The sequence below is a fragment of the Cryomorphaceae bacterium 1068 genome (genome assembly GCA_027214385.1).
Lineage (GTDB): Bacteria > Bacteroidota > Bacteroidia > Flavobacteriales_D > Cryomorphaceae > JAKVAV01.
Genome location: JAPVXR010000001.1, coordinates 532,686 through 553,150, shown reverse-complemented (window position 1 = coordinate 553,150; position 20,465 = coordinate 532,686). Strand labels below are relative to the sequence as shown.

14 protein-coding genes and 1 pseudogene are annotated in these 20,465 nt (G+C 42.9%); 6 read left to right on the top strand and 9 right to left on the bottom strand.

From position 1 onward, the window contains the following. The first annotated feature begins 1 nt into the window (after position 1). The 5 genes from O3Q51_02355 to O3Q51_02335 all read left to right on the top strand — a co-directional run bounded on the left by O3Q51_02355 (position 2) and on the right by O3Q51_02335 (position 7,233). Complete coding sequence (locus O3Q51_02355; GenBank protein ID MCZ4407634.1) at positions 2-994, top strand: alpha/beta hydrolase; 993 nt, start codon at positions 2-4, stop codon at positions 992-994. Between the two features lie 99 nt (positions 995-1,093). Beyond that, positions 1,094-3,676, top strand: coding sequence for a PAS domain-containing protein (locus tag O3Q51_02350; protein ID MCZ4407633.1), 2,583 nt, complete (start codon positions 1,094-1,096; stop codon positions 3,674-3,676). A 167-nt stretch (positions 3,677-3,843) separates the two neighbouring features. Then, positions 3,844-4,638 carry an alpha/beta hydrolase-fold protein gene (locus O3Q51_02345; GenBank protein MCZ4407632.1) on the top strand — a complete coding sequence of 265 codons (795 nt, stop codon included), beginning with the start codon at positions 3,844-3,846 and terminating at the stop codon, positions 4,636-4,638. A 2-nt stretch (positions 4,639-4,640) separates the two neighbouring features. Further along, positions 4,641-6,011, top strand: coding sequence for a leucyl aminopeptidase family protein (locus O3Q51_02340; GenBank protein ID MCZ4407631.1), 1,371 nt, complete (start codon positions 4,641-4,643; stop codon positions 6,009-6,011). Between the two features lie 10 nt (positions 6,012-6,021). Beyond that, entirely contained in the window at positions 6,022-7,233 is a 1,212-nt protein-coding gene (locus tag O3Q51_02335; GenBank protein ID MCZ4407630.1) for an ATPase, read from the top strand. Positions 7,234-7,325: 92 nt separating this feature from the next. Here O3Q51_02335 and O3Q51_02330 read toward each other — a convergent pair whose 3' ends face one another. From O3Q51_02330 to O3Q51_02310, 5 genes and pseudogenes are all read right to left on the bottom strand, one after another. Further along, entirely contained in the window at positions 7,326-8,522 is a 1,197-nt protein-coding gene (locus O3Q51_02330) for a hypothetical protein (protein ID MCZ4407629.1), read from the bottom strand. A gap of 3 nt (positions 8,523-8,525) precedes the next feature. After that, positions 8,526-9,350 carry a GMP synthase gene (locus O3Q51_02325; protein MCZ4407628.1) on the bottom strand — a complete coding sequence of 275 codons (825 nt, stop codon included), beginning with the start codon at positions 9,348-9,350 and terminating at the stop codon, positions 8,526-8,528. Position 9,351: 1 nt separating this feature from the next. After that, entirely contained in the window at positions 9,352-10,446 is a 1,095-nt protein-coding gene (locus O3Q51_02320) for a carboxylate-amine ligase (GenBank protein ID MCZ4407627.1), read from the bottom strand. Positions 10,447-11,011: 565 nt separating this feature from the next. Beyond that, positions 11,012-11,947, bottom strand: a pseudogene (locus tag O3Q51_02315) (hypothetical protein). Positions 11,948-11,970: 23 nt separating this feature from the next. Beyond that, positions 11,971-12,675, bottom strand: a complete 705-nt coding sequence (locus tag O3Q51_02310) for an alpha/beta fold hydrolase (GenBank protein ID MCZ4407626.1) — start codon at positions 12,673-12,675, stop codon at positions 11,971-11,973. A 306-nt stretch (positions 12,676-12,981) separates the two neighbouring features. On the opposite strand from O3Q51_02310, the gene O3Q51_02305 reads away from it, so the two are divergent. Beyond that, a complete protein-coding gene (locus O3Q51_02305) occupies positions 12,982-13,269 on the top strand; it encodes a hypothetical protein (protein ID MCZ4407625.1) in 288 nt (95 codons plus the stop codon). On the opposite strand, the gene O3Q51_02300 is transcribed toward O3Q51_02305, so the two are convergent. From O3Q51_02300 to feoB, 4 genes are all read right to left on the bottom strand, one after another. Next, positions 13,266-15,107 carry a glycosyltransferase gene (locus O3Q51_02300; protein MCZ4407624.1) on the bottom strand — a complete coding sequence of 614 codons (1,842 nt, stop codon included), beginning with the start codon at positions 15,105-15,107 and terminating at the stop codon, positions 13,266-13,268. The two genes, O3Q51_02305 and O3Q51_02300, sit on opposite strands and share 4 nt — an antisense overlap. A gap of 56 nt (positions 15,108-15,163) precedes the next feature. After that, entirely contained in the window at positions 15,164-17,149 is a 1,986-nt protein-coding gene (locus tag O3Q51_02295; GenBank protein MCZ4407623.1) for a TonB-dependent receptor, read from the bottom strand. A gap of 138 nt (positions 17,150-17,287) precedes the next feature. Then, a complete protein-coding gene (locus O3Q51_02290; GenBank protein MCZ4407622.1) occupies positions 17,288-18,139 on the bottom strand; it encodes a dienelactone hydrolase family protein in 852 nt (283 codons plus the stop codon). Between the two features lie 208 nt (positions 18,140-18,347). Then, positions 18,348-20,462 (bottom strand): ferrous iron transport protein B, encoded by a 2,115-nt coding sequence (gene feoB / locus O3Q51_02285; GenBank protein ID MCZ4407621.1) that lies wholly within the window; start codon positions 20,460-20,462, stop codon positions 18,348-18,350. Positions 20,463-20,465 lie beyond the last annotated feature (3 nt).

Sequence of the window (20,465 nt, the reverse complement as noted above, 5' to 3'; positions counted from 1 at the left end):
TATGAAAAAGACCATCGCCTTAATCTTCTTTGGGGTTCTAATTTTTTATTTCATTGGGCCCACTCCCGATACCCCTGATTATAATGCCAATCTGCCTGAAGTACCTTCAATTAATGAAATTGAAAGCTTCGTTAAGGCCGAAGAAGCGATGTATGACATTAAACCCGGCAACGGTGCAGAAATAGTGTGGTGGGATTCAGTGGAAAAGGGTCCAACTAACGTGGCCATTGTTTACCTGCACGGCTTTACCGCAAGTCAAGAGGAAGGTGCACCTACACACCGCGAGGTTGCAAAACGGTTTGGTTGCAATCTCTACTTAGCTCGACTGTCTGAGCACGGACTGAATTCAGAAGAGCCTTTATTCAACTTCACGGCAGAAGGAATTTGGCAAAGCGCCAAAGAGGCATACGCTATTGGAAAGACTCTTGGAAAAGAAGTCATAATCATGAGCACGAGTACAGGCGGAACATTGGCATTGAAGCTAGCCGCCACCTATCCCGAGATAAAAGGACTGATAAATTACTCTCCAAACATTGAAATAAATGATCCCGCTGCTTTTTTGCTCAATGACCCTTGGGGATTGCGGATAGCCCGAATCAATTTCGGAAGTGAGTACCGCACGGTGCCCTCAGACGACAATTATCGAAAATACTGGTATGACAAGTATCGACTGGAGTCGGTCGTGGAGCTACAAGAACTGGTAGAAACAGCCGCCACAAGAGAAACGTTTGAAAAGGTAACCTGCCCTGTCTTTAACGGTGCGTACTACAAAGATGAGGACCATCAAGACAATACGGTTAGGGTTGATGCCATCCGACGAATGCATGAGGAATTAGGAACTCCTGTAGACAAAAAACAACTTGTAGAGTTTCCAAATGCCGGTGGTCACGTGATCGCCTATGGACCGCAATCGGGCGCGACAGCCGAGGTAATACAAGCCACCATCAGCTTTTTGGAAAAGAATATGGGTATGTTACAGGAAAAGATAGACTAGGAAATCACCAAAAACAATTCATCCAATTCTTGAGTTTGTTGAATTAACTTGTATCTTAACTTTTCTTGGTTGTATAGTGCTAAGCTTTATTTCTCTTCAATGAAGCCGATTGCGACATATTATTGTTTTAGACTAGAGTCTGATGTTTCCGCCATAATCAGAGACGTTTTTCACGACCTGAAAAAACCTGGCCCTGAAAGTACTGATGATCCTAATAAGCTAAACGATAAGTCGTTTTCGATTGTATATTACAACGCAGACATCATTGATGTTAAGACTATCATTCGCGAAACGGGGAACATTTACTTTATCGCAATATGTCAAAACCACCAAAATGGAATCAAGGCCATAGAGAATGGTGCGGCAGATTACATCCAATTGCCTGATCTCAATGAGTTTTCAATTTCCAAAAGTCTCATACTCACCGGACGTTTCATTGAGGCGCATAATGAGTTCGAGCAAACCGGTGAATATGGTAAGAGCAATCTTCTACTTACCGAGAAAAAGTACCGCACACTGGTTGAAACCATCTCAAACGGAGTTTGGGAATATGACAAAGAAAAAAGCGAAATCACATGGAGTGATAGCTTATATCAAATATTGGGATATGCCCCGAATGCTGGTATACCTCCGGCAATGATCTCTGAATTGGCCCATCCTGACCATCGACAAAAAATTCGGAAAGAGATGAGCGATCATTTAGATCGAGGACTACCGTATGAATCTGAATTTCCAGTTATAAAAAACGACGGAAATTACATCTGGGTCCGTGCGGAGTGTAATGGAATTAAAGACGGCAATGGGGAAGTCATGCATATTCTGGGCTCCGTGAAAAACATCGATCTGAGAAAGCGTGCTGAGCTGGACCTGGCAAATACCCAAAATAGAATTGAAAATATTGCTGACGGAATCAACGGGGTTTTGGCTCGATACAGACTCCGTCCTGATGGGGTAATAGAAAACTTATACCTCAGTTCAGGAGCGAAAGAAATGTGGGGATTGAAGGCTGAAGAGGTCATTTCAAATCCCCGTAGTGTATGGAATCTTCTAGATGAATCTCAATATAATCTCCTCGCATCTGAATTTCGCAGTGCCATCTGTGAGAACAAAAAATTAGATCATGTTTATTCCTTTACCGACAGCGAAGGAAATGAAAAGCACCTCCACGTAATTGCTATTCCAAAAAGATTTGAAGATGGAACCATCGAATGGGACTCCATCACCACTGACGTCACTGCCTTAAAAAATATTGAGGATGAATCCAATGATCAGCAGCTCATGCTTCAAAACATCATTTCCAATATTGATGGATTCGTACAACGTCATAAAATCTATCCTGATGGAAAATCCGAATTGGCATTCATCAGCAAAGGATATGAAAGGTTAAGTGGAATTTCGGTTAGCGAAATAATGGATAATAATGAATTGGTTTGGGATCAGATCAATGAAGAAGATCGACAAGCCATAACCAATTCAGTGGAGCATTCATTGAAGACTTTGACAAAGTGGCAACAGACGTGGCGTATCATAAATCGAAACGGCGAATTAAAGTGGATTCAAGGATCAGGAACCCCTAATCAACAAAAGGATGGGAGTATTATTTTCGACACCGTTACAACTGAGATTACTCAATTAATAGACATTACAACTGAACTCACCGAAGCTAGAAGGGAATTCCGGCTAGCGGCCAAGGCTGCACATTTAGGCCTTTGGAAGTACGATCCTATAAAAGATACACTCGAATGGGATGATCAAATGTTTGAAATCTTTGGGGTTGATCCCAAAAAATTCTCAGGCAAACGTCAAGAGTGGGTCGATAGTCTACATCCCGATGACAAAGCAAAATCTATTAACGCGCTAACCGACACAGTAAACACGGGAACTGACCTTGAGTTTCAGTTTAGAATCTTAAGAAAAGACAACAATGAAATAAGACATATTAGAGCCTCGGCAAATGCAATCTTAGATAAAAATGGAGAAGTTGTATTTCTAGTAGGACTCAATTGGGATGTAACTCATCTGGTGAGAGCACAAGAGAAAATCAAGGAGAGTAACAACCGATATGCCTTGGCATCCAAAGCCACCCAAGATGCTATTTGGGACTTAGACATAAAAACCAATATCCTGAAATGGAACGCCTCATTTAATGAACTCTTCGGACATGAAATTGATTTGGACAAAGATCACCTCGACGATTGGGCCAAATTGGTTCATCCGGATGATTACGAACGTGTAGTGCTTGGTCTTGAGAATTTTATCAAGTCCAGTCAAAACAAGTGGGAAGAGCGATACCGATTCAAAAAGGGTGATGGCGAATATGCTCATGTGCATGACCGAGGATTTATAGTCAGAGACCATAATGGTATCGCAATAAGAATGGTAGGTGCAATGCGAGACGTTAGCGCGCACACAGAGTTTCTCAATGCCATAGAGGCCCAAAACGAAAAGCTCAAAAGAATCGCTTGGACTCAGTCTCACGAACTTCGTGGTCCATTGACGCGCATAATGGGGTTGACCACTATGGTAGAGCAAGATGGCTTTAAAGATATTTCCATAGAGGAATTTCTTAGTTACCTGAAAACTGCTTCAGCCGAACTCGATGAGGTGATTAAAGAAATAGTAGATGCATCAGAAGAAGTGGGAATCTATGTGCCCGAAGAGAAAAATGCATCGCGAAATTAATGGACTCTTAAAATCGAATAGGCAGACACTTAAAGATAAGACTGGAGTAACGGATTAACAAAATACTAGCTTTGACAAAACGGGCATTTCTTTTTCCACCATTTTATCAATTATTGGTTCATAAGTTGAATTGTCTCTGAACGAACTAAGATTTATTTTCGTTCTAAATGAATACACAAGTGGAAGTAGCATCAAAGTATGCACCCATCATCGAAATAATTGAAGGAGAATATGAGATCCCTCAACTCGGTAGAAAGCGAAGGATCTCTGCACTCCTTCCCTACAACTATCATGAAACCGACAAGTTGCATCGCGTTCTCTATTTGAATGATGGTCAAAATTTGTTTGATGAGTTTGCACCATTTGGCAACTGGGCCATAGATAAGTCATTGGAATATCTAGCCTCCAAAGGTTTGGACGATGTAATCGTTATCGCTATTGATCATGGAGGTGAGGATCGGATTACCGAATATATGCCCTACTTCAATCCTCGATTTGGAAAAGGACAAGGTGAGCTTTACGTTCGGTTTTTAGAAGATACTCTGATTCCCTATGTGAACAAAAAATACCGTGTACTTACAGAAAGAGAACATACAGGTATAGGAGGTAGCTCTATGGGAGGCCTGATTAGTCTTTTTGCCGGACTCAACCATCAAAATAATTTTGGCAAGCTCATGGTATTTTCTCCGAGCCTTTGGATTGCTCCGAAAATATTTCGGCAGGCTGAGCATTTTCACCCTGAATTACCTACGGAGTTGTACATCTACGCGGGCGGTAAGGAAAGTCAAAATCACATGCCCAATGTACTTCGATTTAAAAAACGACTACTCGAAGGCAAATCAATCTTCAATCAAATTCGACTGCATTTGTCTTTGAATCCCGAAGGAACGCATGGTGAATCTTTTTGGCGAGATGAATTTCCCAAAGCCATTGAATGGTTGTATTTTAGAGAAAACCAATAATTATGAACTTTCGACTAGCGGATACTTGTCCCGACCTTGTCTCTGCAAAGATATACCCAACAACCACTAGTGACGATGGTCTGAAACATGGAGAATGGGATTGGGTAAGAGCTAACGAAACTCCTGAGATCCATTTCTTCATCAAACCCGATTCTGAAGACAAAGAGATTTGCCATCAATTCAGGTTGTTAGCGCACCGGACCAAACACCGCTGGGGAAGTGTTCCGGTTTTGGATTTCTCAACATTTGAAGCCAGTGAGACTGCCGCAATAAAAGGTCTTGCGCTGAGTAATTATAAAATTGACCAACTTAAGACTACCGGTCAGAAAAAGAAAACGGAACGTTCACTCTACATCATCGCAAAGCATACAGATGCAAAAATGCTGAATGATGCCGAAATTGAAGCAGAAGTTCAGATGCGAATCATGGAATTAGTAGATCTGCCGCCAAACAAAAAAACGCCGGAATATCTTGGCCATTGGGCAAAGGCTTCTGCCAAAAAATACAACTACGACTGCGAAGTTTGGAACAAAGATCACGTGATTTCGGCGAAACTGTTTGCTCTTCATGCCGTGGGAAAAGGGAGTATAAATGAACCTGTTTTTATCGTTTCACAATACTTTGGCAAAAAAGAAGAAGGCATTGACCTTGCCCTAGTGGGTAAAGGAGTCACCTTCGATACGGGAGGAATTTCCATCAAGCCCTCCACTAATATGCATTTCATGAAATGCGATATGGCAGGTGGTGCAGCGGTTTTGGGAGCAATTGAACTGGCAGCCAGATTAAAGCTTCCCATCAATTTGGCAGCCATCGTTCCGGCCGCCGAAAACAGCGTAGATGCCAACAGCGTTCTGCCCGGAGAGGTGATCAATACCTACTCGGGGAAAACCGTTGAGGTGATTGACACCGACGCAGAAGGTCGATTGATACTGGCCGATGCCTTGTCGTGGACCGTGAGAAATCTCAAGCCAAAAACTCTGGTGGATATGGCTACCTTAACAGGAAGTTCAGTAAGAGCTTTGGGGTATGAAGCTGCCGCACTCTATTCTTCGAGTCAAGACTTGAGCAATGACCTCTTTAAGTCAGGACTTGACTCGGGAGATAAATGCTGGCCTATGCCGCTCTGGAAAGATTACGAATCCTACGTTCAAAGTGATGTAGCTGATCTTGCCAATTTTCCCTCCAAACCCGTGGCAGGTTCTATTGCAGCAGCTAAGTTTTTGGAAGCATTTACCGACGAGCATCCTCGGTGGGCGCATATAGATATGCCCGGTGTGTCCTTTCAAAGCAATCCATTTGTAAAAAACAAGAGTGCCACCGGTTACGGCATTGCCCTCTTCCGTAACTTTATGCTCCATTTAATCAAAGAATAACCTACTCGCTATGAATGACCAATACACTTTCCTCTGCATCTGCTCATACTTTAAGGGCGAAGACTTTTTAATAGGCTGCAAAGAAGCGGGTAACAGAGTTTACTTGATCACTTCTCATAAACTGAAAGATGAGAATTGGCCTTGGGATCATATCGACGATGTTTTCTTCATGGAAGAAGAGGAGGATGGGACTTGGAATATGGATCACCTCATTCAAGCTGTAGCTTATCAAATGAGGGAAATTCGTTTTGATCGGTTTGTAGCTTTAGATGATTTTGACGTAGAAAAAGTATCTCGATTGAGAGAGCAGTTTCGGATTCCCGGAATGGGAGATACAACCAGTCGCTACTTTCGTGATAAGTTGGCCATGCGTGTAAAAGCCAGATTAGAAAGTATTCCGGTACCCGCATTTACTGCACTCTTCAATAATGATCAAATCAACCAATACGCCGATACCATATCTCCACCTTGGATGATCAAACCAAGATCGGAAGCATCAGCTGTTGGGATCAAGAAAATCGATAACAAAGAAACGCTCTGGCGAATCCTTGACGACCTAGGAGATGATCGGCACAAATACCTACTCGAAAAATTTTCGCCTGGACAAGTGTTTCACGCAGATGCGTTGACGTATGAAGGCAAAGTTGTTTTCTCAAGAGTGAGCGGATACTTGGATACACCCTTTGAAGTAGCTCACGGAGGTGGAATTTTTCGCTCGCAAACATTGGCACCTAGCGACCCTGACAACAAAGCTTTAATCGCTTTAAATAAAAAAGTGTTGACGGCATTCGGAATGCAATACAGCGCTTCACACACCGAATTTATCAAGTCCAACGAAACAGGTGAATACTTCTTCTTAGAAACATCATCACGCGTTGGCGGAGCCCATTTGGCCGAGATGGTTGAAGCGGCGAGTGGCGTCAATCTATGGAGAGAATGGGCCAATCTGGAAAATGCCGTTGCCAAAAACCAAATGTACACCGCTCCCAAAGACAAGAAAAAGCATGCGGGGATCGTCGTTTCTTTAAGCCGTTTTGAGCATCCCGACATGAGCGTATTCAACGATCCTGAAGTGGTTTGGAAAATCAACAAGCCATGGCATGTTGGCATGATCGTGCTTTCCAATTCTCATAAAACTGTGAGGACAAAACTCGATGAATACACGACAAGAATTGGAAGAGACTTTCACGCAAGCGCACCCGCTCCTGCAAGGTCGCTGTAAGAGTTTCAGTTTGCTAAGCGGTCATTTCGGCTGTGCTCAATGCCCTTACATTTTAGTAGCTTGACAAAGCTGGCACTCCTGAGAATTAAAAATTACCTCGGAAAGAATCCAACGCTGGCACCTACCCAGTCTTTGTCTTTGTTGTAGCGAACGCCTACCATTTCGCCTTTTGAGACTCTCACGAGGTTATTCACCAATTTGATCTTAGCCTCTTCCTTCTCCCAAATCATCATCACTCGTAGCTCGCACTTGGCAGGACCTGATGGCGTTTCGATCAAAGGAGCATAATTGACTTTTCTTTGGAGAATGTAGTTTTCCTTCTCCTCAATTGCGTCAAGATCTTTTGCTGAAATACTTAGCATTACTCCGCTTCCTGCGAATGAATACAATGGCTTGAGGACGTAATTATGAAGATCCTCAGGATATTCAGACAGTTGATCAAGGTAATAGCACTCGGGCACGTAAGGACTATTGAAAAGGGGCATTGTGTATTTGCTGATGCGGAAGAACCAGTTCGGATGCCCTACCCACTCCACGTCTACTTCATCGTGAAAAAAGTACTCTCTTTTTAGGTCCGGGCGTTGTTTCAATTCGTCAAAAATGACACGATTATAAATCCTTTGGATAAGTACGTCATCACCGTTTTGATCCTTGTAAAACAATTGCTTGCCTCTTTTCTTCAGGCCCGTCAGACAAAGCACCTTGATACCCAGATGAGCTTCCGCTCCAAGAAAATCAATATAAGTGGCCTGCTTCTCAGGCTCAACTTCCAGTAGTACTACACTTTTAGGGTCAAAATCTCCCACAATTTCCTTTCGGAGAAGTTCCATATACCGAACGGAATCCAATCCATCAAAATGAACAGTGAACTCATCAGGGATATCGAAATTCTCGATGTATGCCTTGTAAAGAAGGTCTTGAAAAAAGTAAAGAGAAGGAAAGCCCTGAACCTCGATAAGCTGAGGAACAATCTCGCCATCATCGTTCCGGCAAATACCGAAATCCATTTGAAGAAACCGCGTATGGTAATCTTCGTTTGGCACCACAAGATCGGGGTGTTTGATTGCCCCTTTGGTAAGCTCTTTGAAATTGGGTTGAAGTATCGTTTTATTAATATCCTCACAGGCTTGGAGGACTTTCTCCTTCAAGTCACTGTCAAAAAACACCGGAGTTTCAGCCAATCGAAAAGCGGGAGTGTGATTGAAAGCCTTTGAGATACTTTTTTTGAATAAATCGTACTTAGCGTCCGTATAATTGGCATTATACCAACTCCTCATGTCCTTGTCCATCTATTATGCCGTTGTCACGGTTTCTATTTGCAATTTATCCAAAGCATTATCGATAAAAGCAGGAATGACCGTATTGTGAGTATATTTTATTTTATCAGGATCCTCCAAGTGCTTCATCATGCTGTTGTACTTGCGGATACTGTAATTGGTCAAAACTTTTTGTTTGTTCTCCTCTTTGGCAAAATGAATCTTCATGCCATAAGGGTCTGCCTCGGGATGGTATTGGGTACCAGCCATTTCATCCGAAAATCTCACCGACATAATAGCACGCTCATATTCCACATGAGTTCTGATTTTTTCCAAAGACAAAATCTCAGCACCGTGGTCTCGAAAAACCTTTCTTCTTGGCTGAATAAGTTGCCAGTCGCGAATATCCACTACCCAATACGGATCTGCAAGATCTCTCAAAAGCCGATCTTCCCTACCCTCTTTGGTCTTGTGACAAGGATAAACCCCGAAGGAAGAGACCTTTCTTCGCGTCAACTCGCCCAACTCGAAGTGGTGACAAGCCATTTGAAATGAATGACAGATAAAGAACATATACTTCCGATCAGCAGGATTTTCGGTGGAAAGATTGTGGTTCTTGATATCATCAATGAGTCCTTTCCAAGCTACATCCCATTTCCCGTCTCCTTCCAACGGACTTCCAGGACCACCTGTCGAAATAAACATATCGTAATTGAGGTCGGCAATTTCGTGCTTGGCTCTTACATCAAAAACCTGGTAATCTATGCGATCAGCATATTGATCTAGCATCGCAGTAATGGAACGCATCCCTTGATTGGGATGCCCTTCATACATATCGAGTAATGCGAGTTTCGCCTTCATATTAGTTGAAGTCTTTTGTTTCAGTTATTATAAAATCGACGACTTTCTTTAAATCTTGATTCTTAGAGAAAACATCCAACTGCCTGTCGGCACCTGTTCCGACTGCGAGGATTTTCTCAATGTAGCTCAAGTTCTTTTTTGAACCTAAGTCGCCCGCAACATCATCCACAAAGTTCAGCATTTCATAAACCAAATCCTTGCATGGTTTCTCTTCTTCTGTCCCAAAATCAATCAGCTTTCCGTCAATCCCGTATCGACCTGCACGCCACTTATTCTCATTGATCAAGGTGCGGCTATAGTTATTAAAGCTCGAATTCATTTCGTGCATCTTGTACAATTTAGCCACTAACCCTTGTACCATGGCTGCAATAGCAATAGTCTCTTCGGCTCTAAGCGTCACGTCACAGACACGCACTTCAATGGTTGGGTAGACAGGATGAACCCGAATATCCCACCAAATCTTTTTTGCACTGTCAATACATTTGGTCTTTACCAAAAGCTCAAGAAACCTGTCGTATTCGGCTAAACTGGTGAAGTGTTCAGGTATTCCCGTTCGGGGAAACTTGTCAAATACCTTCGACCGAAAGGACTTAAAGCCTGTATTTCGGCCTTCCCAAAAAGGAGAATTTGCCGACAGGGCGTACAAGTGTGGCAAGAAGTACCGCATGCCATTGGCCATTTGAAGAGCCAATGATCTATTCGGAATTCCTACGTGCACGTGCATACCGAAAATGAGGTTGCTCCGCGCGGCATCTTGCAATTCCAGAATGATCTCATCGTATCTTGGATTCGATGTGATAGTCTGGTTCTGCCAACTCGAAAAAGGATGAGTTCCTGCAGCGCCAATTGCCAAGCCTAACCCTTCGGCGGTCTCGATGATGGTATTGCGTAGTAGCTTAACCTGGTCTTCAGCCTCGAGAATGTCTCGGCAAATGCTCGTTCCACCCTCTACTTGAGACTCGTGAAGCTCAGCCTTGATTTGATCGGGCAATAACTCTTCCCCCAGCCTCACCAGCTCTTGCTTGTGCGAAACCAGTTCTCTAGTCGTTGGATCAATGACTTGATACTCCTCTTCTATACCAAGAGTGAAATTCATCTACCTGTCCAATTTAGGACTTAGAAGGCTTTTTTGGGCTTACTTTCGCCCTAGTTGCACTCACCTTCTTTGCCACAGCCTTCGGCTTCGTTGATTTAGGAGCAGTCGTTTTAGTTGCAGTTACTCTCTTAGCCTTTGGTGCTGTTGTCGGCTTTTTAGCGGCTGACGTAGTCTTCTTAGCCGGTGTTGCTTTTTTAGCGGGAGCTTTTTTCGCAACAGGTGCTTTTGAAGTAGTCACTTTTTTAGCAGTAACTGACTTCTTTACAACAGGTGCTTTCTTTGCAACAGGTGTTTTCTTTGCAACAGGTGCTTTCTTTGCTACAGGTGCCTTCTTAGCAACAGGTGCCTTCTTAGCAACGGGAGCTTTTGCAGCTACTGCTTTCTTCGCAGGTGTTGATTTCTTAGAAGTAGCTTTTTTAGCAGGAGCGGCTTTCTTAGTAACTGAAGCCTTAGCGGGAGTCGCTTTTTTTGTCGGAGTAACTTTGGCTGGAGCAGCCTTTGCTGTAGCTTTCTTAGGTGCTACTTTCTTCGCAACTCTTTTGGCAGGAGCCTTCATTGGAGCTGCCATTTGGTCTTTCACAAAATTACCCCAAGTCAAGTTCATCTGACCATCTTTATGAGCCTTCGCTCTTTCGATAGCCATATTTGCTGCATTCTCTACGATCCATTCAAAATTGTCCTCACCTACTGAATGAATATCAGCATCGGGAGCAGGATTGCAAAAATCAATTGCATAAGGAATTCCATCTCTGATAGCAAATTCTACCGTATTGAAGTCGTATCCGAGGGCATGGTTCAATTTGATCACTCCTTCGTGAACTTTATCCAAAATTTTCTTGTCAATGGACGCTCCATCGCGAACGTAGCGCAAGTGATGAGGATTACGCGGTTCGTATTGCATGATGTGAACGCGGTCTCCACCTAAGTAATAGCAACGGAAGTACTCAGTAAACTGAATCTCTTCCTGAAGCATCATTACCAATTGACCTGTTTCAGAATGCTTGGCAAAAAGGTCATCCGGATTCTCAACGCGGTATACGCTTTTCCATCCTCCACCTGAGTGAGGCTTCATGTAGGCAGGAAATCCGATGTACTGGAAAATAGAGTCCCAGTTAAATGGAAATTCCAAGTTACGGAAAGAGTTCTCGTCTGTATCTGTTGGTCGCTCGTGCGAGGGAAGCAATACCGTATTTGGAACTGCTACGTCTACACTTAGGGCAAGAGCGTTATTGAAAAATTTCTCGTCTGCACTCCACCAAAATGGATTGTTGATCACGGCAGTTCCACCGATTGCAGCATTTTTCAAGTAGGCACGGTAAAATGGTACATCCTGAGATATACGGTCTATGATAACGGCGTAGTCAGTGGCTTTGCCTTGACGTACTTGTTCAATATTCACGGCTTCGGCTACTATTCCGTCCACATTCTTGCTGTTCACTCGGTCTATGAAAGCTTGTGGGAAGGTGTTTTCTTGTCCGAAAAGGATTCCAATCTTTTTCATGGTATGTATTTTAAGAGATCTTGTTAAAGTTTAGAAATGTAATCAGGGAACATCATGCGCCAAAGTGGCCAATCATGTTCTGCCCATCGACGCTCATCCAGCCAATGGGGAATATTTTTTGAGCTCAGTATATTCGAAAGGGCAAGGTTTGCATCCTTGCATATATCCCACTCTCCATAGCCCAAGGTAATCTTAAGATTCCAAAGCTCGGGATTATCACTATTGTGCAAATAATCCACAGGGTTGTTAAAGTACACATTGTCATCGTAGTGTCCGTCCATAAATGAACGAATATCAAATGATCCGCTCATGCTGATCAAGTGACTTACCAAGTGCGGGTTTTTAAAAGCAAAGTTGGCAGCTGAATAGCCACCGAAGCTTGCACCGCCAACAGCTACTTTATCGATACCGTATTCATGTCGAATGGCGTCAACTACTTCGTCCTTGATAAACTGCTCGAAAACAATATGGTTTTTGACCCTATCAGCCGGGTGAATACCCTTATTGTACCAACTCAAATCATTGATGGTATCAGGACAGTAAATCTTAACCTTTCCTTCGTTTACCAAATGCCGGGCAGACTCAATCAGTTTGAAGTCTCTACTTTCGTAGAAACGACCCAAGGTAGTTGGAAAAATAATCAAGGGAGTTCCATAGTGCCCGTAGACGAGCATCTCCATATCTTTTCCCAGTGTGGGCGAATACCACTTTTTGTACTCTTCTTTCACAATTTAATCATATTGAATGAGCGATTGTTAAAATGACACTAAGCGCTCAAAATGCGGCGCAAAAGTACGTATTATTAAGACTTTAGCTTCAATATATTTCTAGTTGAATGCCAATTAGATCATTCTTGTAGGTAATCCTTTGCGAATAGCAGTAATGATGCGATTATGGCGAGAACTTCGCTCGAAAGATTTAACAATTAATTAATCCATCGATAACAAAAAATGAAAGCAATGATCTCCTACCATTGTTAATCTGCTCTTGCTTTCCTAATTTCGACCTCCCGAAATAATTCGGAAATTCCTACAATGCAAGGTGTAGAAGGAAAGTTCAATTTTAAAGGTGGCCGAAGGCTCAAAGGTAGTTTTCGACTTACTTCTGACCGTAAGAAGTTAAAAGTGGGTAAGAAGAAATGGAAACCCGTGACTTGGTCAGGAAAGCTGAATGACCACAAAATTGAAATTATTCAACTCTGCGATCTCCCCACAACTATTGAAGACTTCACTTGGGAAAAATTTCCTGAAAAGTATGAAGTCGTGAAGGCCTATATCGCAGATGCTATCGAGCAGTACATCTCAACATCAGTTGAAGACTAGGCTTTAGACTTTGCTGAAGATTTCTTACCGAAAACTGCTTTTAGAGCGTGGATATAAGACTCATCATAAGCCGACATAAGCACCTTCCAATCAAAATCTTCAGAAAAATCTTCCAACTTGTTTCTTTGGAACATTCGGTATCGTCGATTTGATTTCACAAAGTGTAAAAGATACTTTGCCAAATTCTCAACTGACTTCTTCTCTGTTTCCTTGCTCCGTTGCATGACGTAAACACCTTTATCTTCGTGCTCGGTATCCATATTTTCAACGTACTTCCCAAAACCGGAAAGATCGGAGGTAACCGTAGGCACACCGCGAGCTACACACTCTAAAGGGGTGTATCCCCATGGCTCGTAATAACTTGGGAAAATACCAAGGTGGCATCCTCTCACAAACTGTCCATAGTCCATTCCAAAAAGGGGATTAGTAGAATCTATAAAATCAGGATGGTAAACCATTTTCACTCGATCTAAAGGTGAATTGACCATCTGCTCATTTCGAAGATAATTCAGAAGCTCATCATCAATGTCATCAACGAGATTATGTGTTACAATAATTGGCCATTGGTTGGTTTTCCAGCTCTGAATGGTTCTGCGGTAGCGCAACTTCCAGTAATCATCTATCAAAGCGTTCAAATCAGGAAGCTTGTGTTCATCCTTAGAAGAGGCAGCAGCGTGAAATAGCCTTTCACCCAACTGCTTTTCAATCGACTCGCAATTCCTTTTAATCTCTTGCATTACTCCACGAGACTCCAAGACTTCCGGGTTTATAGACCAGGTGGGACGCTTTGTGATGAAAAACATCACCACCGTTTTATCAATCCCCTCGTGCACCATCATCTGGTTGAGCAGTTTTAGTGCTTTCAGTGTGACATCAAAGCCTTTATTCCGATACTCATATCTGCCGGAAGTGAAGAAGTAAATCGTATTATCTAAGTCAAAGTCATAGGAGTTAAAGAAATGACCTATGATAAATTCATGAATCTTGTCCTTGTACTTCTCGTGCCGATTGTGCACTTCGTGATAAGCCACATACTTATTGATGTTAAGTCCGTTAGGAGTAATCACATCCGGTTTTTTACCCAATAAATGTTCACACTCCATTCCCGTTACTTCACTCACCGTGGTAAAAGTATTTGCGGCCATTGCGCACTCTCTCTCGATTTGGGTTTGAGCCAATATCCCATAACGTTTGGCCTCAAGTTCCCAGTTGTACTTGCTGAGATTCTTGTAAAAATCGGTGTCGTTTCCCGCTAAGTAGCGACCTAGCATAGTGGCATGTGTCGTAAAGACCGTAGAGATGGGCAAACCATGTTTGGCGATATCAAGAATAGGCAAAGCTGCCATCCACTCGTGGAAGTGTGCAACGACTTCGCGCTTTCCTTTTAGTACTTCTTTGCTTAGAATAGTAAAGAAGGTGCGGTTGAGGTCCGCCCAAAGTACCATCTTCTCCAAGAGTTCATCACCTGTATTGGTGGTGATACCATGATCGGCCTTCAAATGCCGATGAAGAGTGTCTAATCGATTGAATACGTTTTGGGGATTTAACAGAACCACCTTCGGCCTGCCCGTTACGAGCCAGGTGCCGTACCAAACCTCGTATCCCATGTTCCGCATTTTTTCAACGGTGCGCCCAATAGGATCACTCAAATTATTGATCGGATCAAACTCAGCAGAAATGTTTTCATTCTCGAGCGGACCAAGAAGACAATAGTTTTCTCCTCTGCGCGCAACGGCAGCGGGAACTTTGGAACGGATAACCGTGTAGATTCCTCCCACTTGGTTGCAAACTTCCCAAGCGCATTCTATGATTAACGGATCTTGACTAGTGGTAGACATGTGATTTGTTAGATTGTCAGCTAAAGAAACTAAAGTTTTGACAATTCAACACCTTCCTAGCGCTTCATGATCGAAAACTCGTAATTCATGCCTAAGCGAAACCATCGACCTGGTTGGATTACGCTACCTATATCATTGTATGTTTCGTCGAAGAGATTTGAAACTTGAACGAAGAGCTTCAACTTCCCAAACTGTGGACTCACCCTCAAGTCTGACAAAACTACCGGCTGGTAGTTCGATTCCATTCCGTCGGCATCCACAAATGATCCCAATCGATCTTGGTAGCTAAAAAACCAGTTTACATGAAAGTTTTTTCCGAACTGAAAGTAGAACCCTAAATCTGCTTTTTGCTCAAGGAAATCGAGTACATAAAGTGATTCGAAGTCATTGCTGAGCGAATCAGAAAACATGTAGGAATATCCGGTTTGTATCGATTTTAAGGGGCTCTTCCCCCCTAGTACGTTTAACATGTCCCATGTGAAGTTTGCCTCTACTCCACTGATACGAACTTCCGTAATGTTGGCAGCTGTAGTCATATCACTTCCGCTAAAGCGAATCCAATCGATCAAATTGGAACCATCTCTTGTAAAGACCGCCACATCTCCCCTTCCAACAGCATAATCAAACTTAGCACCTAACTCATAATTGATTGAAGACTCGGGCTCAAGATCTATACTTCCTACTGCGCCACCTAGATTGTAATATAAATCGGTGTAGCTGGGCAATCTGAATGAACGATTTACAGACGCATAAGGACGAATATGATCAGTAACCTGATAACTCACATCTGCTCCTGGGAAAAATTCATCACCAAAGTCCGTATTGTGATTGTACATCACCCCCGCGGATATAAAGAAGTCTCCTTTTGAATAGGTATGCTCTATGTATATGCTATGATTCTGACGGTCGGCGCCATTTCTGTAGAATGCTCCCGGAAACTCTCCTGGCACTTCTAGGGGATTGTCCAAAGGCTCTCCCAACACATTGCTCAAGACCTCTTCTGATCTAAACTCATAACCGACCGAGCTCGTCCCAAACTTCCATTTATAAGCCCCATTAACCTCCGCACCATACACATCAGTTTGGTGATAGTTGTGACCTGTATACCAGGGTATGGTATCTCCTTGATTGCTCGTGAAACCGCCGTCGTCAGGAATTCTGCGGTAGAACCCTTCGCTTTCGCGAAATAGCTCAAACCGATCATTGTGGCGGCGGTAATATGCCTTTGGGCTAATGGTTAATTGATCAAATCTCATTTCGCCACCCAGAGAAACAAACTGTGATTTTGTTGACTCAAATTGATCAGGAAACCTAGCTGAATAAAAATTCAGGGCTCCGAAGCTCTTTTCATTTTGACCTAGATTCAAAAACCAATCCGACTTTTCGGTATGAAATTCTGACTGCCAAAAGATATTGAGCAAGTCAAAGTCGGTATTTCGAATATACCCGTCTCCTTGTCTTTGCAAGATACTCAGGGAATGATTGTGTTTATCTGCAGCGATATTGGCCCTGGCGCCTAATTGGCTGTAGCCAAAATCACCGGCTTCTGCTGAAATCCGCACACCTGATTCTGCTGGATTTTTGGTGATAATATTAATCGCTCCGGCAAAAGCTCCGGGGCCAAAGATTCTCGAAGCACCGCCGTTGAGGACTTCTATTCGCTCAATATCCATCAATTCGACAGGAATATTCATATTGTGATGCCCTGTCTGTGGGTCGGTCATTTTCACTCCATTCAAGAGAATTAAAACCTGTTCAAAACCCGAACCGCGGATACTTATATCAGCTTGTACTCCTTGAGCGCCTCTTTGCCGCACATCGACATTAGTAGCGTATTCCAAAAGTTCATTGATCGTATTAACGGGAGCTTCCTCAATTTCCTTTTTAGTAATGATCCTGACGGTTCGAGATGCTTCAGAAAACTCAACTGAAGACCGCGTAGCACTTACCTGTAATTCCTGAAGATCTACTTCGTTCTGAGCGCTAACTACCTTAGAAATTCCGACAAGAAAAACAACGGAAAAGAATCTGAATCGAGACATACACAATTGATAAAAAGGTGGCAATGATAGGAAAATGTATTGAGAGAAATTTGCAAACCAATACATGATCTAAAAGGAGTTAAGAGAAACAAAAAAAGGCGACTTTTCAGCCGCCTTGATTCTTATGTTTCTAATTCATTAGTCCTGTCTGGGATATAATTCATTGAAAAACTCCTTCATACGCTCCCAAGATTTCGTATCCGCTTCAGCATTATAAGCCAAAGGCAAATTGAATTTTTCACCCAGGCTGTCTGCATTTTTGTTCGTATAGGCATGCACAGCCCCGGGATAACTTTCGTACACGTATGGCTTCTGCAACGAGTCCATGGCTGCTTTGAAATTTGCAACACTTTCAGGACTCACGAATGGATCGTCAGCTCCGTTTTGTACAAGGACCATAGCGTGCAAATTTTCACTTGGCCCAACAGGCAATTGCACTCCACTGTGAAATGCAGCGACTCCATCGAGATCTACTCCTTTATTTGCCATAGCCAGAATCAAAGATCCCCCAAAACAATAGCCTATAGCAGAGATGTTCTCATCAGCCGTTTGCGGGTGGTTCTTCAAAACTTTAATAGCCTCTGTAAAACGCGATTCAGCGCCGTCCATATTCTGCATCACCATACCTGAAAACTTCATAGCATTATCGGGGTGCTCAGCTTTTTTTCCGTCACCGTACATATCTACCGCCAGTGCCACATAGCCGAGTTCTGCAAGCATTTCTGCTCTCTCACGAACATAGTCGGTATGCCCCCACCATTCGTGCACAACTATGATTCCTGGTCTTTGGGTAGTATCGGTTTCATCATAGGCAATGTATCCCTTCATGGTAACTGAGTCGGAGGTATAACTCACCTCTTCTCCTACTATACTCATCTCGGTGATTAATGACTCTTCATCTATACTCTCTTTGACGTTGGGCTCGGAGCCGCATGACGAGAAGAAAAAAACAGTAGCTGTGAGGAACAAAAAATAGAATTGTTTGATCATAATTTTGGGGTTTTAAAAAATAGAACAAGAGATAGATAGGAAGGTGTGTCAAACCAAACCTCGAGAAGCGCGAAAATTAATTCGTCTCCTCATTAAATTCGCAGGAAGAACAATCCGTCGAATTTCTTCTAAAAAATTTACGATAGACGAAAAAGGCAATTACACCAAAAAAAAGAATGAATACGATGGCCTCTTGCATGCTGCAAAGTTAAGAAAGCAACTGATAAACAAATAAGGCTGAAACATATGCCAAGGCCGTCATATAGACAGTTTGGATGATGGGCCACTTCCAGCCATTAGTTTCCCTTTTTACTATAGCTATAGTACTCATACATTGCATGGCAAATGCATAGAAAACGAGCAACGACCAAACTGTAGCTGAAGTAAAAGTTGGCTCACCGGTATCATCTCTTTTTTCAGTACTCAGCAGCTGCTGTAGTGTTTGGATATCTTCGCTATCTGCTCCGATGCTGTAAATTGTAGCCATCGTACTTACAAATACTTCTCTGGCTGCAAAGCTACATATCAAGGCTATTCCGATTTTCCAATCATATCCCAGCGGTCTGATAACCGGTTCAACCCATTTTCCAACTATCCCGGCGTAAGAAGCTTGTATTTTTTTAGACGAAACTTCGGTGTGATACTCATGCATGGCTTCGGCCGTTTCTACTTTTGGCAAAGCGACGGAAGAAGCAGCTTGCTCCATGGAATCGCCGGGACCATATGAGGCCAGTACCCAAAGAACTATGCTGATGGCAAGAATAATTTTTCCCGCCTCCAGTACGAAAGTCTTTGACTTTTCATACATAGTAGTAACAACAGTTTGAAGCTGAGGCACTCGGTATCTCGGAAGCTCTAGCACCAAAGTACCTGATCTTTCCGTTTTCATTATGGCCTTCATTCCTGCTGCAGATACCAGAGCAGCTAATATACCCAACAGATACAACCCAAAGAAAGCAGTACCTTTTGAATTAAAGAAGGTAGACTCACCGTCAGGAAATAGCAATCCCACCAATACAATGTAGACGGGTAACCGAGCTGAACAGCTCATAAAAGGTGTCACAAAAATGGTAATGAGTCTGTCGCGACGGTTTGAAATGGTGCGAGCAGCCATGATTCCAGGTATGGCGCAGGCAAAGCCTGAAATCAAAGGCACTACACTACGACCATTGAGACCGAAAGGCCTCATAACACGATCAGTAATAAAAACTGCACGCGCCATATAGCCAGACCCTTCCAGAAGAGACAAAAAGGCGAAAAGAAGTGCTATTTGAGGTACAAAGATGACAATCCCACCAAGTCCAGGGATAATTCCTTCCGTTAGTAAATCAGTAAGTGCTCCTGAAGGCAAGGCTTCGCTGACCCATTGTGCTATGAATGCAAAGGAGGTATCAATGAAATCCATAGGGCCTTCAGCCCATGAAAAAATAGCTTGGAAAACCATGAAAAGTATGGCCAGAAAGATTCCAAACCCGAATACGGGATGTAAAAAAATACTATCTAACTTTCTCGTAAGTCCTGCCCTTTTCTTCTGAGGAGACTTCAGGCATTTGGACAAGATTTCTCGAACGTGATCATAACGAATCTTGGTCTCTTCCCTTTGCACTTGAGCAGGATTGAAACTGTACTCTTCAACCAATTCAGAAAGCCGCTCGCGAATCTCTTTCGGGATTTGCTTCTCTTCGTCTTTAAATTTCAAAACCTGAAGAGCTTGATATGGGTTGCTCTGTTTTGTAATACCGGAAACCTTGAGAAGAAGTGACTCATCACAAAATTCAGCAGGGTCAACTACTTTTCGACCTTCTGAAAAGCCATTTTCTTCAATCGCTTTTTTAATTTGATCTATGCCAATTCCTTTATCGGCAGAGGCTGTAAAAACAGGAATTCCCAGTAACCGCTGCAGTAGAATCTTATTTATTTCCAGACCTTCTTTTTTAGCCTGGTCCTCCATATTCAGAACGAGCGCTGTGGGGTAGCCCATATCCACCAACTGTGTTACCAGAAAGAGGCTCCTCTCCGGATTGCTCATATCGGCAATCGTTATAACAGCGGCAACCTCTATATCAGGCTCCAAACCTGAAAGAACCCTAAATACGACTCTTTCATCTTCAGACCTGGGATAAAGATTGTATGTTCCGGGGAGATCAAGAATGTCAACAGTACCGGTCGATGTTTTCATGCGACCGATGACCTTATCGACTGTAACCCCAGGGTAATTCCCGACCTTTTGGTTCAGTCCTGTAAGCTTATTAAAAATTGTGGTCTTGCCTACATTAGGAACTCCAGTGAGGGCAATAAGAGGTGAGCTTTTAGACTTGGCCATATA